This window comes from Marinobacter zhanjiangensis (assembly GCF_014651935.1).
GTDB lineage: Bacteria > Pseudomonadota > Gammaproteobacteria > Pseudomonadales > Oleiphilaceae > Marinobacter > Marinobacter zhanjiangensis.
Map to the genome: position 1 here is coordinate 306,841 of NZ_BMXV01000006.1, position 14,683 is coordinate 321,523.

Annotated in this window: 11 protein-coding genes; 8 read left to right on the forward strand and 3 right to left on the reverse strand. The window is 59.7% G+C overall.

The annotated features are described in order from the left end of the window. Window positions 1–13 precede the first annotated feature (13 nt). On the reverse strand, window positions 14–1,660 hold the full coding sequence (locus IE079_RS14420) for a sensor histidine kinase (RefSeq protein ID WP_189577484.1): 1,647 nt from the start codon (window positions 1,658–1,660) through the stop codon (window positions 14–16). 122 nt (window positions 1,661–1,782) lie between these two features. On the opposite strand from IE079_RS14420, the gene IE079_RS14425 reads away from it, so the two are divergent. Then, complete coding sequence (locus tag IE079_RS14425; RefSeq protein WP_189577485.1) at window positions 1,783–3,447, forward strand: NAD+ synthase; 1,665 nt, start codon at window positions 1,783–1,785, stop codon at window positions 3,445–3,447. Between the two features lie 45 nt (window positions 3,448–3,492). Here IE079_RS14425 and IE079_RS14430 read toward each other — a convergent pair whose 3' ends face one another. Continuing rightward, on the reverse strand, window positions 3,493–4,323 hold the full coding sequence (locus IE079_RS14430; protein WP_189577486.1) for an outer membrane protein assembly factor BamD: 831 nt from the start codon (window positions 4,321–4,323) through the stop codon (window positions 3,493–3,495). A gap of 184 nt (window positions 4,324–4,507) precedes the next feature. Here IE079_RS14430 and rluD point away from each other — a divergent pair, with 184 nt between their 5' ends. The 3 genes from rluD to clpB all read left to right on the forward strand — a co-directional run bounded on the left by rluD (window position 4,508) and on the right by clpB (window position 8,965). Next, window positions 4,508–5,485, forward strand: coding sequence for a 23S rRNA pseudouridine(1911/1915/1917) synthase RluD (gene rluD, locus IE079_RS14435; RefSeq protein WP_189577487.1), 978 nt, complete (start codon window positions 4,508–4,510; stop codon window positions 5,483–5,485). Then, complete coding sequence (pgeF, locus tag IE079_RS14440; RefSeq protein WP_189577488.1) at window positions 5,475–6,218, forward strand: peptidoglycan editing factor PgeF; 744 nt, start codon at window positions 5,475–5,477, stop codon at window positions 6,216–6,218. The genes rluD and pgeF overlap by 11 nt, the downstream gene beginning before the upstream one ends. Before the next feature lie 170 nt (window positions 6,219–6,388). Beyond that, window positions 6,389–8,965 (forward strand): ATP-dependent chaperone ClpB, encoded by a 2,577-nt coding sequence (gene clpB, locus IE079_RS14445; protein WP_189577489.1) that lies wholly within the window; start codon window positions 6,389–6,391, stop codon window positions 8,963–8,965. Between the two features lie 89 nt (window positions 8,966–9,054). Here the strand turns inward: clpB and IE079_RS14450 are convergent, their stop codons facing one another. Further along, on the reverse strand, window positions 9,055–9,513 hold the full coding sequence (locus tag IE079_RS14450) for a DUF4124 domain-containing protein (protein WP_189577490.1): 459 nt from the start codon (window positions 9,511–9,513) through the stop codon (window positions 9,055–9,057). A gap of 598 nt (window positions 9,514–10,111) precedes the next feature. On the opposite strand from IE079_RS14450, the gene IE079_RS14455 reads away from it, so the two are divergent. The 4 genes from IE079_RS14455 to pssA all read left to right on the forward strand — a co-directional run bounded on the left by IE079_RS14455 (window position 10,112) and on the right by pssA (window position 14,345). Next, window positions 10,112–11,830, forward strand: coding sequence for an acetolactate synthase 3 large subunit (locus IE079_RS14455; protein ID WP_189577491.1), 1,719 nt, complete (start codon window positions 10,112–10,114; stop codon window positions 11,828–11,830). 2 nt (window positions 11,831–11,832) lie between these two features. Then, window positions 11,833–12,324 (forward strand): acetolactate synthase small subunit, encoded by a 492-nt coding sequence (gene ilvN / locus IE079_RS14460; protein ID WP_189577492.1) that lies wholly within the window; start codon window positions 11,833–11,835, stop codon window positions 12,322–12,324. Window positions 12,325–12,383: 59 nt separating this feature from the next. Next, window positions 12,384–13,400 carry a ketol-acid reductoisomerase gene (gene ilvC / locus IE079_RS14465; protein ID WP_189577493.1) on the forward strand — a complete coding sequence of 339 codons (1,017 nt, stop codon included), beginning with the start codon at window positions 12,384–12,386 and terminating at the stop codon, window positions 13,398–13,400. A gap of 135 nt (window positions 13,401–13,535) precedes the next feature. Then, a complete protein-coding gene (gene pssA, locus IE079_RS14470) occupies window positions 13,536–14,345 on the forward strand; it encodes a CDP-diacylglycerol--serine O-phosphatidyltransferase (RefSeq protein ID WP_189577494.1) in 810 nt (269 codons plus the stop codon). The last annotated feature ends 338 nt before the right edge of the window (window positions 14,346–14,683 follow it).

The following is a 14,683-nucleotide window of genomic DNA, read 5'->3' on the forward strand; positions in this document are numbered from 1 at the left end:
TCCTTGAGCTCTGTCAAATCAGGCGGCCGGATGGCGCGAAGGTGATCCGGAAGCAGCAGCCGGGGCTGTCCTGCTTCAATAGTGCCAGGTGGGCCTGGTTGGTTTCGCACAACTCCCGGGCCAGGTAGAGGCCCAGGCCAGTGCCGCTCTTGTCGGTGGTGAAAAAGGGTTCGAAAACCGAGATTCGGTTTGCCTCGGAAATGCCGGGTCCGTAATCCTGTATGTCGATAATAGCGCGCTCGCCATCGGCGGTGGCTCCAACCCGAAGGGTCAGCCGTGGCGAGCCGGTCTGTTCCAGGCTATAGCGAAGGCCGTTGTCACAGAGGTTGGTCAGTACCTGTTCTATCTGGCTTTTGTCGAATCGGGCTGCGGGCACGTTCGGTTCGGTCTCCAGTTCGATGCGGGCCGGCTCTCCTCCCTCGCAGCCCTTCGCCTGCTGGTACTCACGGGTGAATGCCTCCAGCCACCGGGGCAGGTCTACCAGCTCGGCGTCAGCCTGGCGTCTGCGCGACAGGTCCAGCACGTTGTCGATAATGCCATTCACTCGCCGCGAATGACGCTGGATGATACCCAGCATGCGCTGGTCCGCCTCGCCAATGTCGCCGGATTCGCCCATCAGTTGCGCCGCATGGCTGATGGCCCCGAGGGGATTGCGCACTTCATGGGCTATGCTGGCGGTCAGGCGCCCCAGGGAAGCCAGCTTCATTTGCTGGGCCTGTTGCGTCACCTTGCTCAGGTCCTCAATGAATACCAGGATCAGGTCACTGTTCTCTTCATCGAGCCGGGTAAAGCTGGCCTGAATCATCGGCGAGGTGGACTGGACCTGGCACGGCTCCGGTCGCTTCCGCGGGTTCTCTTGCCAGGCGATCAGGCCCTCCAGCAGAGCAATGGGCAATACCCGGCTGTGGTGGCCCTGGTTGCCGGTCAGCCCAAACAGCAGTTCTTCCGCGGCGCCATTGGCCAACCGGATGCGTCCGTCCTGGTCGGTAACCACAATCCCGGTGCGCATGCGCTGGATAATCTGTTCGTTGATCTTTTCCAGCTCGACAATGCTGCGGGCACGATAGTCGGCCAGTTCCTCGCTACGCTGCATGCGGCGGGTAACGGACTGCAGGATCAGTGCCGCACCGAAATAAAGAATTCCCAGTGAACCCGCACGGACAATGTTGTCGACATTTTCCCCCAGGGCCATGACACCCCAGCCCGCAACGGCCAGCGAGCAGATGGCAGCCAGGGCTGCATAGAACACCCCCATGCGGCTCGGGGTCAGTATATTGCCGGCCGCCACGGAAATGATGATCAGATTGGCGAGCCCGTTGGTGATCCCGGAACTCGCCGCCAGCAGTAAGTGCATCACCAGGATATCGATCAGCAACGACAGCGTGATATGGCGTTGAGCCGGGCGAAAGCCCTGCGCCAGCAATAGCCCGATAATGACATTAAGTGCCAGATAGGCAAGCACGCCGGACTGGTACTGCAGTGGCAGCCGCATGGGCTGATCAAGTTGTGCCGGGTCAACAAACAGCAGGCCGGCGAGCACCAGGCTGATAACGATCCGGTACACGTTGTATACCCGGAACAGCCGGTTGCTTTGCGCCGGGGGAGCCGGTTTCCGCTCGTTTCCGGGTTGATCGGTGTTGTCCGGTGTTACATGGTTCAAACGGAGGTCTCTTGCGTTGTTGTCGTGGCTTTCTTTACCTCTCCTTGTGTCAACGCGGCAGAAATCCGTTCTGCACACCGCTATAATAGCCTTTTCACGGCAACAGGTTACAGGAGCGGAACATGTCCCAGCAGCCAGCTGCAGATGGATCGGGTCAGGCCACCCGAAAACTCACGATCGTCATGGCCCAGATGGACTTTCTGGTTGGCGACATTCCCGGTAACACTCAACTGGTGATCGATGCCGTTCGCAAGGCCGAGCAGGAGCATAACGCAGATCTGGTTGTGTTTCCGGAACTCTGCCTCACCGGATACCCCCCGGAGGACTTGCTACTGCGTCCCAGCCTGGATCTGAGGATCAATGAGGCACTGGACGCCTTGCGCCAGGCGGACCTGTCTGCAGCGTGTGTTATCGGCGCGCCTGTGCGTCACGGCGGACTGCTATACAACTCGGCCCTGGTCATCGACGGCGGTGAAACGGTTGCCACCTATTGCAAGCAGTTCCCGCCCAATTATCAGGTCTTCGATGAGAAACGCTATTTCGCCGCAGGTACCGACACCTGTGTGCTGGATTTACGTGGTGTGCCGGTCGGGCTGACGGTTTGCGAGGACCTCTGGAGCGACGGGCCGGCAGAGCAGGCGGCCGCCGCCGGTGCCCGGCTGCTGATCAATATCAACGCGTCCCCTTACGATATTGGCAAACAGGCCCGCCGCAAAGCGTTGCTGGAAGGTAAGGCCCGTAAGAACACCATGGGAATAATGTATGTCAACCTGGTGGGAGGGCAGGATGAGCTGGTGTTCGATGGCGGCTCCCTGGTCTATGACCACTCAGGCGAACTGGCTGTCGAGGCGCCTCAGTTTGGTGAGGGGCTGTACCCGGTAGAGTTCGTTTATGATCGCCATTGTCAGCCAGTGTCACAGCCGCCATTGCCGGAGCCCTCGCTGGAGGAGAATATCTACAGGGCCCTGGTGCTGGGCGTTCGGGACTACGTCAACAAGAACGGTTTCCGCTCGGTGGTCATGGGCCTCTCTGGTGGTATCGACTCGGCGCTGACCCTGGCCATAGCCGTGGATGCCCTTGGGGCGGATCGTGTTCATGCGGTCATGATGCCGTTTCGCTACACCAGTTCCATGAGCCTGGAAGATGCGGAAGCCGAGGCCGAGACCCTTGGTGTACGCTACGATGTGTTCTCCATCGAGCCACTGTATGACGCATTCATGGCTACTCTGGCCGCCCCCTTCGAGGGCACCACCCCCGACACCACCGAGGAAAACCTGCAGGCCCGCCTGCGCGGTGTGCTGTTGATGTCCCTGTCCAACAAGTTCGGTTCCCTGGTGCTCACCACCGGCAACAAGAGCGAGCTGGCGGTTGGCTATTCCACGCTATACGGCGATATGGCCGGTGGCTTCGACGCCCTCAAGGATGTGCCCAAGACCATGGTGTTCCGCCTGGCGTGGTACCGGAACTCCATCGGCCCCTGCATTCCCGAGCGGGTGATTACCCGTCCACCGTCGGCCGAGCTGGCGCCGGACCAGAAGGACGAGGACAGCCTGCCCGGCTACGATGTTCTGGACCAGATACTCAATCTGTATGTGGAGCGGGACTTCAGTGCCGAGGCGATTGTGGCGGAAGGTTTCGACCGCGCCGATGTGGAGCGGGCAGTCCGGCTGGTGGATATCAATGAATACAAGCGCCGGCAGGCGCCCATAGGTGTGAGAATTACCGAAAGGGGCTTCGGTAAGGATCGTCGCTACCCCATCACCAATGCCTGGAAACCCGGTCTCTGATGGGGTGGATTCCGGGGCTGGAACCCTGACCAGCCCCGGGCAGGATCAGTTGCCCATCAGTCCGAAGGTGACCACGTTCAGCAGCGAGCGGTTTTCCGGGGTCAGGTCACGACCCTGAAAACGCATGTTGCGGTCAAAGGCGTCACTCTCCGGGTGGTTGACGGCCAGCAGTCGAATGGAGTCGCTGGCGGCCTCGTCAAGGTCCAGTGCCTGGTAGGTTTCGGTCATCAGGATCAGGGCTTCTTCTGTGGAGGGTGACTCGGGATAGTTCTCCACCACGTAGCGGGCCCGGTTATTGGCTGCCAGGTAGGCCTGCCGGCGGATATAGTAACGGGCTGCGTGAAGCTCCAGTTCTGCCAGGCGGTTGCGCACGGCAATCATGCGCTGGCGCGCATCCGGGGCATAGTCGCTGTCAGGGTAGCGGCTCAGCAATTCCGAGAAATCCTGAAAGGCACGCCGCTGCTCGCCCGGGTCACGATCCGTGGGGTCGACACCGAGATATCGGGTCGCCAGACCCACATCCAGGTTGTAGGATGCCAGGCCGCGCATATATAACGCATAGTCAGCATATTCGCTTTGCGGATTCAGGCGCAGGAAGCGGTCAGCGGCACTGCGGGCCCCTTCCAGATCGAGGTTCTGGTAGCGGGCGTAGATCAGATCGAGCTGAGCCTGTTCGGCGTAGCGGCCAAACGGGTAATAGGTCTCCAGCTGATCCAGATTGGTTTCGGCCCGGTTGAAGTTGCCGGAGTTCATGGCCTTGCGGGCTTCCTCGTAATAGGTCTCCTCCGGGAGGACATCGCCTTCTTCCTGGGTGGAGGCGCAGGCGCCCAGAACCATCGTAGCGGCCACTAATACAAAACGAAAACCTGATCTCATGCCTGAATCCCGTATAATGACATTGATACCGGTGGGTTCGCAGCCCATTCGGAGTCGGCCATTGTAACGGCCTTGTCCGCTGTTGTGCAGTGGGTTAACGGACATTCACCAGGGGCGACTGAAAAGTCTTGCGCAGGTTGCGGCCATCAGGCCGGATCTGTCCCCTTAACGGCCCGGGGCCAGTATGACTGAACATTCCCGAATTCGCGCCTCTTTCGAGGTGCCCCACGAACTGTCTGACCGGCGTCTGGATCAGGCCGTGTCGGAGCTGATGCCGGAACACTCCCGTTCACGCCTGCAGGGCTGGATCAGGGACGGCCAGCTGATTCTCAACGGTCGCCAATGCAAACCCCGGGACAAGGTGATGCTGGGGGATCGGATCGAGCTGGATGCCGAGCCTGAAGTTCAGGTGACGTGGAAGGCACAGTCCATAGAGCTTGAAGTGGTCTACGAGGATGACCACCTGCTGGTGATCAACAAGCCTGCAGGGCTGGTGGTCCACCCCGCGGCGGGACACGCCGATGGCACCCTGGTCAATGCCTTGCTGAACTACGCACCGGAAGTGGAAAACCTGCCCCGGGCCGGCATCGTGCACCGGCTGGACAAGGACACTTCCGGCATCATGGTGGTCGCCCGCAGCCTTATTGCCCATACTTCCCTGGTGGATCAGCTGCAGGAGCGAACCATGGGGCGGGAGTACGAAGCGGTAGTTGTGGGGGAGCTCACCGGTGGGGCCACCGTAGACGCACCGATCGGACGTCACCCCGGGGATCGCAAGAAAATGGCCGTGGTGGCATCCGGCAAGCCGGCCGTTACCCATTACCGGCTGGTGGAGCGATTTGCCGCCCATACTCACGTTCGTTGCAAGCTGGAGAGCGGGCGCACCCACCAGATCCGCGTGCACATGGCCCAAGTTCGTCATCCCCTGGTGGGTGATCCGCTTTATGGTGGTCGCCTGCGTCTGCCCAAGGGCACGACCGAGGAGCTGAGGGAGGTGCTTGCGGGGTTCCAGCGCCAGGCACTTCACGCCCGTCAGCTGACCCTGGAGCATCCGGAAACCGGCGAAATGCTCACCTGGGAGACGCCGCTGCCCGAGGATTTCGAGCACCTGCTGGCGGCTTTGCGCCAACATGTCAGGGAGCTGAAGAGTCATGAGTTCTGAACTGCCAGTGATTCATCCCGAATGGCCCGCGCCGCCACAGGTCCGGGCCTTTTGCACGAGCCGTTCCGGGGGCGTCAGTTCGCCGCCCTGGGACAGTCTCAACCTGGGCGATCACGTTGGTGACAACCATGGCGACGTGCTGGAGAACCGGCGTCGGCTGGCCCACTGGGCCCATCTGGAAGTAGAAGATTTCCACTGGCTGCAGCAGGTTCATGGTACCGACGTGGCGCAATTGCCGGCTCCGGAACGCATCGCAGATGGCGCCGTGACTGACCGGACGGGCGTGGCCTGCGCCATCCTGACGGCGGATTGCCTGCCGGTACTGTTCTGCAATCGTGAAGGCACGAAAGTGGCGGCAGCTCATGCCGGCTGGCGCGGGCTGGCAGATGGCGTACTGGAAAACACCCTGCAACGGTTCGAGGACAGGTCACAGGTGTTGGCCTGGTTGGGGCCGGCCATCGGTCCTGACCGCTTTGAAGTCGGGCCGGAAGTGCGGGAGCGTTTCCTTGCCTTCAGCCATGAGCTGGATCGCTATTTCGCTCTGTCGCCGCAACGTCCCGGCCATTTTCTGGCGGATATTTACGCCCTGGCCCGGTTCCGTCTGCAGGAGGCCGGTGTCGAGGCAATCTACGGGGGCGGCTGGTGCACCGTCAGCGATCCGCAGCGCTTTTATTCCTACCGCCGGGACGGTCAGACCGGGCGCATGGCGTCCTGTATCTGGCTGGAACCCTGACGTTTATCGATCCCGACAAATGACGTCTGTCAATTTTCTGACACTTGTTGCGGTTTGTGCCTTGAAGTCCCCCCACTTGCCCCTACATTTAGTGTCAAAGCAATCGAATGCCGTTGGCTGCCGGAATGTCGGCCAGAGGCATTGAGAGACAGACCTGGGGACAACAGACCATGAGAATCGACAAACTCACCAGCCGGTTACAGACCGCCCTTGCAGACGCGCAGTCATTGGCAGTGGGCAAGGATCACAACTTTATCGAGCCGGTACACCTGATGCACGCGCTGCTGGATCAGGATGCCAGCTCCATCAAGCCACTGCTCAAGCAGGCCGGTGCCGAGCCCGGCCGTGTTCGCCAGGCGATTGCCTGGGAGGTTGAGAACCTGCCGGAAGTCAAGGGTTCGGCCGGCGATGTCTCCATGTCCAATGACATGGGGCGGCTGTTCAACGTCGCAGACAAGCTGGCCCAGCAGCGCGGCGACCAGTTCATTTCCAGCGAACTGATGTTGCTGGCGGCTCTGGAGAATCGTGGCACCCTTGGGCGGGTGCTGAAAGAGCAGGGCGTGACGAAGGAAAGCCTGGAGCAGGCCATTGACGCCATCCGTGGTGGTGAAAAGGTCGACGACGCCGGCGCCGAGGAAAACCGCGAGGCTCTGACCAAGTACACCATTGACCTGACCGAACGCGCCGAGTCCGGCAAGCTGGACCCGGTAATCGGCCGTGACGACGAGATTCGTCGCACCATCCAGGTGTTGCAACGCCGGCGCAAGAACAACCCGGTGCTGATTGGCGAGCCGGGCGTTGGCAAGACCGCCATCGTGGAAGGCCTGGCCCAGCGCATCGTCAACGGCGAAGTACCCGACGGACTCAAGGACAAGAAGGTGCTTTCCCTGGATATGGGCGCACTGATTGCCGGCGCCAAGTTCCGGGGTGAATTCGAGGAGCGTCTGAAGGCACTTCTGAATGAGCTTTCCAAACAGGAAGGTCAGATCATCCTGTTTATCGATGAAATTCATACCATGGTGGGCGCTGGCAAAGCCGAGGGCTCCATGGACGCCGGCAACATGCTCAAACCGGCCCTGTCCCGTGGTGAACTGCATTGCGTGGGCGCCACCACTCTGGACGAATACCGGGAGAACATCGAGAAAGACGCCGCGCTGGAACGTCGCTTCCAGAAGGTGGTGGTAAGAGAGCCCACCGAAGAAGACACCGTTGCCATTCTGCGGGGCCTGAAGGAGCGCTACGAAGTGCACCATGGTGTCGAGGTGACCGACGGTGCGATCATTGCCGCTGCCAAGTTGTCGAACCGCTACATCTCCGACCGCAAGTTGCCTGACAAAGCCATCGACCTGGTGGATGAGGCAGCCAGCCAGATCCGTATGGAGATGGACTCCAAGCCGGAGCCCCTGGACCGTCTGGAGCGTCGCCTGATTCAGCTCAAGATTGAGCGGGAAGCCCTCAAGAAGGAGACCGACGCGGCGTCGAAGAAACGACTGTCAGAGCTGTCCGACGTCATCACCGGTGTGGAGCGGGAGTACGCCGACCTGGAAGAGATCTGGAATACCGAGAAAGCTGCACTTCACGGTTCCCAGAAGATCAAGAGTCAGCTGGAGCAGGCCCGGATCGACCTGGAAAACGCCCGTCGTGCCGGCGATCTTGGCAAGATGTCCGAGCTGCAGTATGGCACCATCCCGGAGCTGGAGCGCCAACTGGACATGGCCAGCCAGGCTGAAATGATGGAAATGAAGCTGCTTCGCAACCGGGTTACCGACGAAGAGATTGCCGAGGTGGTTTCCAAGTGGACCGGCATTCCGGTATCGAAGATGCTGGAAGGCGAGCGCGACAAGCTGATGCGCATGGAGGAAGCGCTGCACAATCGTGTTATCGGTCAGGATGAAGCGGTCGGGGCGGTGGCCGACGCGGTGCGCCGCTCCCGTGCCGGCCTGTCCGACCCTCATCGGCCCAACGGTTCCTTCCTGTTCCTCGGGCCCACCGGTGTCGGCAAGACAGAGCTCTGCAAGTCACTGGCCGGCTTCCTGTTTGACACCGAGGAGGCCATGGTCCGCATCGATATGTCCGAGTTCATGGAAAAGCATTCCGTGGCCAGGTTGATCGGTGCCCCTCCGGGCTATGTGGGCTATGAGGAAGGTGGCTACCTGACCGAGGCCGTGCGCCGCCGGCCCTATTCCGTGCTGCTGCTGGACGAGGTGGAAAAAGCTCACCCGGACGTGTTCAACATCCTGCTGCAGGTACTGGAAGATGGTCGCCTGACCGATGGCCAGGGCCGTACCGTGGACTTCCGCAACACGGTGATTGTTATGACCTCCAACCTGGGGTCGGACATCATCCAGCAGAAGGCTGGCGAAGAGAACTACGAATCCATGAAGAACGCGGTCATGGAAGTCGTGGGTACCCATTTCCGTCCGGAGTTTATCAACCGGGTGGATGAGGTGGTGGTATTCCATCCGCTGGCGGAAAGCCAGATTCGCGGTATTGCCAGCATCCAGATCGAGTCACTCAGCAAGCGCCTCAAGGAGCAGGATATGCGCCTGGAACTGGACGATGCTGCCCTGGATCTGCTGGCGGAAGTGGGCTACGACCCGGTCTATGGTGCCCGGCCACTCAAGCGGGCTATTCAGCGGATGATCGAGAACCCGCTGTCGCAACAGTTGCTGAAGGGGGAATTTGTCTCCGGCGACGTTATCAAGGCGACAGTGAAGGACCACCAGCTGGTATTCAGCAAGGCCTGAGTATCGGATGCTGACTAACCAGAAACGGGAACCCGCGGGTTCCCGTTTTTTTTGAACAGGTGATCGGAGGCTGATTCCCGCAGGCCTGCTCAGGAGGCAGGCTCGCCACAGCTCTCCTCGACGATGTTCTCGAACTGCTGTTTTTTCTCGGCGATTTCCTCGGGGCTCAGGTAGCGTTGTTCGCCATCCTCGGTTACCCGTATGCGGGCGTTGCTGTTGATCGCCTGGAGGTTGGCCTGGGCCGCCTGGCACCTGGCTTCTCGCTGTTTGCGGCGAGCCTCTTCAACCGCGGTTTCCTTTTCTCGTCGCTCCCGTTCGGCCTGGCTTTCGTCCAGCGCCTGGACCTGCTCCTGGGCTGAGGGGCGATCGGCATCACCGCTGGACTTGCCGGTTTTCACGCTGACCCGCTCCGATGACTGGCCCACGGGCTCACGGTCACCGAAGTGCACAACTCCGTTTTCGTCCTGCCAGCGGTATACCGATTGGGCTGAGGCCAGGGCAGGAGCCGTCATGGCAATCAGGGCCAGTAGTATCAGGCGTTGGATCATAACCGCAAATCCTCAGAAATTGTCTCTTGAACCGTCGAGGCGTCCGCCGGATGCGGCGGGACAGGCCATCAATAACCTTGCTCGGGATAATCATGCCATGGCTGGCCATGTTTTTCCTGTGCCAGACCCAAATCTGTGAACCAGGGAGCAGCGTGGCAGTGCTGCGGCCGCCCCCAGGACCATGAAATGGCCTGCGTTACCATCGGAATGCGCCGGAAATGGCGCGATAATGCTGTCTGCGGCCCTGTTTCTATTGACAGATTCTCTCCCGCTGTCAAAATTACAGATTACCTGAAAGCAGGGGTCAATACGGCAGGCAATCCCGAGCAGTAACCCCCGTTAAATTCCACACTGTGCTTCCTGTGCCACCGGGTACAGGCGGTTGCTTCTTTCTATCGGCTCATCGCCCAGTATGATGGCAACCCGTTGACTGGCCCTGTTCCGGAACCCTCAGGAACCGGGCTGTCCAGGAGACAACCTCTGTCAGAAATAGTGTGGCGGAACGCCCGCGCCGGCTTTCAAAAGAGGTCAAGGCACGGGCATCCAGGCAGTTCGGGTTGATTCCCGTAACATTCACTCGTTTATAGAGGGTACACACGTGGAGTTATTGTCTGGTGCCGATATGCTCATCCGCTCGTTGCAGGATGAGGGTATAGAGTACGTTTACGGTTATCCCGGTGGTGCAGCGCTGCATATCTACGATGCGCTGTTCAGGCAGGATAAGGTCAAGCATATCCTGGTGCGCCACGAGCAGGCCGCGGTGCACATGGCCGACGGCTATGCCCGCGCCTCGGGAAAACCGGGTACTGTACTGGTGACCTCGGGGCCCGGGGCCACCAACACCATTACCGGTATTGCCACCGCCTTCATGGATTCCATTCCCATGGTGGTGCTGTGCGGCCAGGTGGCATCCACCCTGATTGGCGAGGATGCCTTCCAGGAAACCGACATGATTGGTGTTTCCCGCCCGGTCGTGAAGCACAATCTGTCCGTGCGCCATCCGGAGGAGATTCCGGAAATCGTCAGGAAGGCCTATCACATTGCCTCCACCGGCCGCCCGGGACCGGTCGTGGTTGATATCCCCAAGGATATGACCACGCCCAACGAGCGCTACGAGTATTCCTACCCGAAGAAGGTCAAGCTGCGCTCCTACAACCCGGCGGTTCGTGGCCACACCGGCCAGATCCGCAAGGCGGTGGATATGTTGCTGTCGGCCCGACGCCCGATGATTTACGCCGGTGGCGGGGTTATCCTCGGCAAGGCGACCGAGCAGCTGACTGAACTGACACGCATGCTGGGTTTCCCGATCACCAACACCCTGATGGGCATTGGCGGGTACCCGGCGTCGGATAAGCAGAGCCTGGGCTGGCTGGGCATGCACGGCACCTATGAGTCCAACATGGCCATGCACCATGCGGACCTGATCCTGGCGATTGGCGCCCGTTTCGACGACCGTGTCACCAACGCCACCGAAAAGTTCTGCCCGGGTGCTCGCATTATTCATATCGATATTGATCCGGCCTCCATCTCCAAAACCGTGGAAGCGGATGTCCCCATCGTCGGTCCGGTGGACTCGGTGCTGCGGGAAATGATCGGCATGGTAAAAGAGTCGGAGCAAAAGCCGGATGCCGGAGCCCTGGAGGCCTGGTGGAAGCAGATTAATGACTGGCGAGCCTTCCACGGCATGCGCTATGAAACCAGCGATGACGTGATCAAGCCCCAGGAAGTCATCGAAATGCTGCACAGGCTGACCAACGGTGAGGCTTACGTGACCACCGACGTCGGTCAACACCAGATGTTCGCGGCCCAGTACTACAAATTCGACAAGCCCAACCGCTGGATCAACTCCGGGGGGCTGGGCACCATGGGCTTCGGTTTGCCGGCGGCCATGGGCGTCAAGCTCAACTACCCGGACGACGAAGTGCTGTGCATTACCGGCGAGGGCAGCATCCAGATGAACATCCAGGAACTGTCCACCTGTACGCAGTACAACCTGCCGGTGAAAATCATCAACCTGAACAATCAGGCGCTGGGCATGGTCAAGCAGTGGCAGGACATGAACTATGAGTCTCGTCATGCCGAGTCCTACATGGGTTCACTGCCGGACTTCATCAAGCTGGCAGAGGCCTATGGCCACGTCGGCATGCGGATCGACAGGAAGGAAGATCTGGAGTCAAAACTGAAGGAGGCGCTGGCCATGAAGGACCGGCTGGTGTTCGTGGATGTCCAGGTTGACCGTTTCGAGCACGTCTATCCCATGCAGGTGGCCCGCGGCGCCATGAAAGATATGTGGCTCAGCAAGACGGAGAGGGTGTGATCATGCGTCGAATCATTTCTGTTTTGCTGGAAAACGAGCCGGGTGCACTGTCCCGGGTGGTCGGGCTGTTTTCCCAGCGCAACTACAACATTGAAACGCTGACCGTGGCGCCCACCGAAGACGAGACTCTGTCCCGTCTGACGGTAACCACGACTGGTTCCGACAAGGTGATCGAGCAGATCACCAAGCAGCTCAACAAGCTGATCGAGGTGGTCAAGCTGGTGGATCTGACCGAAGGGGCCCATATCGAGCGCGAGCTTATGCTGGTCAAACTCAAGGCCACCGGTGCCCAGCGCGCCGAAATCAAGCGAACGGTTGATATCTTCCGCGGGCAGATCGTGGATGTCACCAGCACCGTCTACACGGTACAGCTGGCGGGCAACAGCGATAAGCTGGACGCCTTTATCCAGGCGGTGGGCACCGCCGGGGTTCTGGAAGTGGTGCGCTCCGGCGTGTCCGGTATCGCCCGCGGCGAAAAGGTTCTCAGTCTCTGAGGCTCTCCGAATTTTCACTGAAGGCTCCGGAAACGGGGCAATACAAGACAGAGGTTACTATGCAGGTTTACTACGATAAGGATTGCGATCTTTCCATCATCCAGGGCAAGAAAGTGGCCATTCTCGGCTTCGGCTCCCAGGGTCACGCCCACGCGTGCAACCTGAAGGAATCCGGTGTTGATGTCACCGTGGGGCTGCGCCCCGGTTCGTCTTCCATTGCCAAGGCCGAAGCCTATGGCCTGAAGACTGCCGACGTGCCGACCGCGGTTGCTGCTGCCGACGTGGTTATGGTCCTGACCCCGGATGAGTACCAGGCGGAACTGTACCAGTCCCAGATCGAGCCCAACCTGAAGGAAGGCGCCACCCTGGCGTTCGCCCACGGCTTTGCCATCCACTACAACCAGATCGTTCCGCGCAAGGATCTGGACGTGATCATGGTGGCTCCCAAGGCTCCTGGCCACACCGTGCGTACCGAGTTCGAGCGTGGCGGCGGTATCCCTGACCTGATCGCTATCTTCCAGGATGCGTCCGGCAACGCCAAGAATCTGTCCCTGTCCTATGCCAGTGGCATCGGCGGCGGCCGCACCGGCATCATCGAAACCACCTTCAAGGACGAGACCGAAACCGACCTGTTCGGTGAGCAGGCGGTCCTGTGTGGCGGTACCGTCGAGCTGGTCAAGGCCGCGTTCGAAACCCTGACCGAAGCCGGCTACGAGCCTGAAATGGCCTACTTCGAGTGTCTGCACGAGCTGAAGCTGATCGTTGACCTGATGTACGAGGGCGGCATCGCCAACATGAACTACTCCATCTCCAACAACGCGGAGTATGGCGAGTACGTGACCGGCCCGGAGGTCATCAATGACCAGTCCCGTGAAGCCATGCGCAATGCCCTCAAGCGCATCCAGAGCGGGGAGTACGCCAAGATGTTCATCTCGGAAGGCGCGATGAACTATCCGTCCATGACCGCCCGTCGCCGCCAGAATGCCGAGCATCCCATTGAAGTCGTCGGCGAGAAGCTGCGTTCCATGATGCCGTGGATCTCTGCCAACAAGATTGTGGACAAGGACAAGAACTGATTCCTGTCGGAATCGGTCCTTACCTTGAAAAACGCGGCCTTCGGGTCGCGTTTTTTATTTCGGGTTAGCCACTATTTTTCACCGTTTGCCACAGAGGGTTATACTGAGCAATTCACCCATGACGGAACTGGATTCATGAGCGACGCAGAAAAAAATGCCAAAGCCCCGGAAAGCGAGAATGAGCTTCGGCCGGGTGAAGTGGAAGAAGAAGAGGTTGTGGGGGGTAACCGTGTCCGTCGCCGGGGCATCTACCTGTTGCCCAACCTGCTGACCACCGCCTCCCTGTTTTCCGGCTTTTATGCCATTGTCTCCGCGGCCAACGGCATGTTCGCCAATGCGGCTATCGCCATCTTTGTATCCATGATTCTCGATGGGCTTGATGGCCGTGTTGCGCGGATGACCAATACCCAGAGTAAATTCGGAGAGGAGTACGACAGTCTCGCCGACATGGTCGCCTTTGGCGTGGCGCCGGGGTTGGTAGCCTTCTTCTGGTCCCTGAACAGCCTCGGTCAGGTGGGGTGGGCCATCACCTTCATCTACGTCGCAGGGGCGGCTCTGAGGCTGGCTCGCTTCAATACCCAGATCGGTTCCCTGGACAAGAAGTTTTTTGTCGGCCTGCCCAGCCCGTCCGCGGCGGCGGTGGTCGCGGGGCTGGTCTGGTGTTTCCACGAGTATGATCCGGCAAGCTGGCTGACGGCGTTGACCATCGTCATCGTGGGTAGCTCCGGTGTGTTGATGGTGTCGAACATTCTGTACAACAGCTTCAAGGACCTGGATATGCGGGGCAGGGTCCCGTTTGCCGCCATTCTGCTGGTGGTTCTGGCATTTGTCGTGATTGCACTCGATCCGGGCACGGTGCTCTTTACCGCATTTCTGGTGTATGCGCTGTCTGGTCCGGTGCGCTCGCTGTTCCGCAAGAGCCGCAAGCAGGCTGCGGGTAGCTGATTGCCTGGTGATCAAGTTGATCATCATTGCAGCATGTTGATCGCAAAGTATCCTGGGCCATAGCAGCAACCCGAAGCGGGGATAAAAAAGTTCATATTGGTCGTTGACAGAAAACGCCAGCGCTGTAGAATGCCCCCCACTTCGACAGGGAACGCCGGCAACGGCGACCCGGGAAGGCGAGGTAAACGGTTGTTGGGATTAGGTTTTTCGGTACAGGGCTTCTTCGGAAGCGATTTGAGAAACCGCAAAAATAACCGTTGACAAGGTGGCGATCTGATGTAGAATACGCGGCCTTGATGAGCTTCGGCTCACTGCTCTTTAACAAGTTGACCAAGTAA

Excerpts from the sequence above, each read along its gene's own strand:
- pgeF (WP_189577488.1), top strand. The coding sequence starts at position 5,475 with ATGAGTTCTGAACTGCCAGTGATTCATCCCGAATGGCCCGCGCCGCCA.
- rluD (WP_189577487.1), top strand. The coding sequence starts at position 4,508 with ATGACTGAACATTCCCGAATTCGCGCCTCTTTCGAGGTGCCCCACGAA.
- ilvC (WP_189577493.1), top strand. The coding sequence starts at position 12,384 with ATGCAGGTTTACTACGATAAGGATTGCGATCTTTCCATCATCCAGGGC.
- IE079_RS14430 (WP_189577486.1), bottom strand. The coding sequence starts at position 4,323 with ATGAGATCAGGTTTTCGTTTTGTATTAGTGGCCGCTACGATGGTTCTG.
- ilvN (WP_189577492.1), top strand. The coding sequence starts at position 11,833 with ATGCGTCGAATCATTTCTGTTTTGCTGGAAAACGAGCCGGGTGCACTG.
- clpB (WP_189577489.1), top strand. The coding sequence starts at position 6,389 with ATGAGAATCGACAAACTCACCAGCCGGTTACAGACCGCCCTTGCAGAC.
- IE079_RS14425 (WP_189577485.1), top strand. The coding sequence starts at position 1,783 with ATGTCCCAGCAGCCAGCTGCAGATGGATCGGGTCAGGCCACCCGAAAA.
- pssA (WP_189577494.1), top strand. The coding sequence starts at position 13,536 with ATGAGCGACGCAGAAAAAAATGCCAAAGCCCCGGAAAGCGAGAATGAG.
- IE079_RS14450 (WP_189577490.1), bottom strand. The coding sequence starts at position 9,513 with ATGATCCAACGCCTGATACTACTGGCCCTGATTGCCATGACGGCTCCT.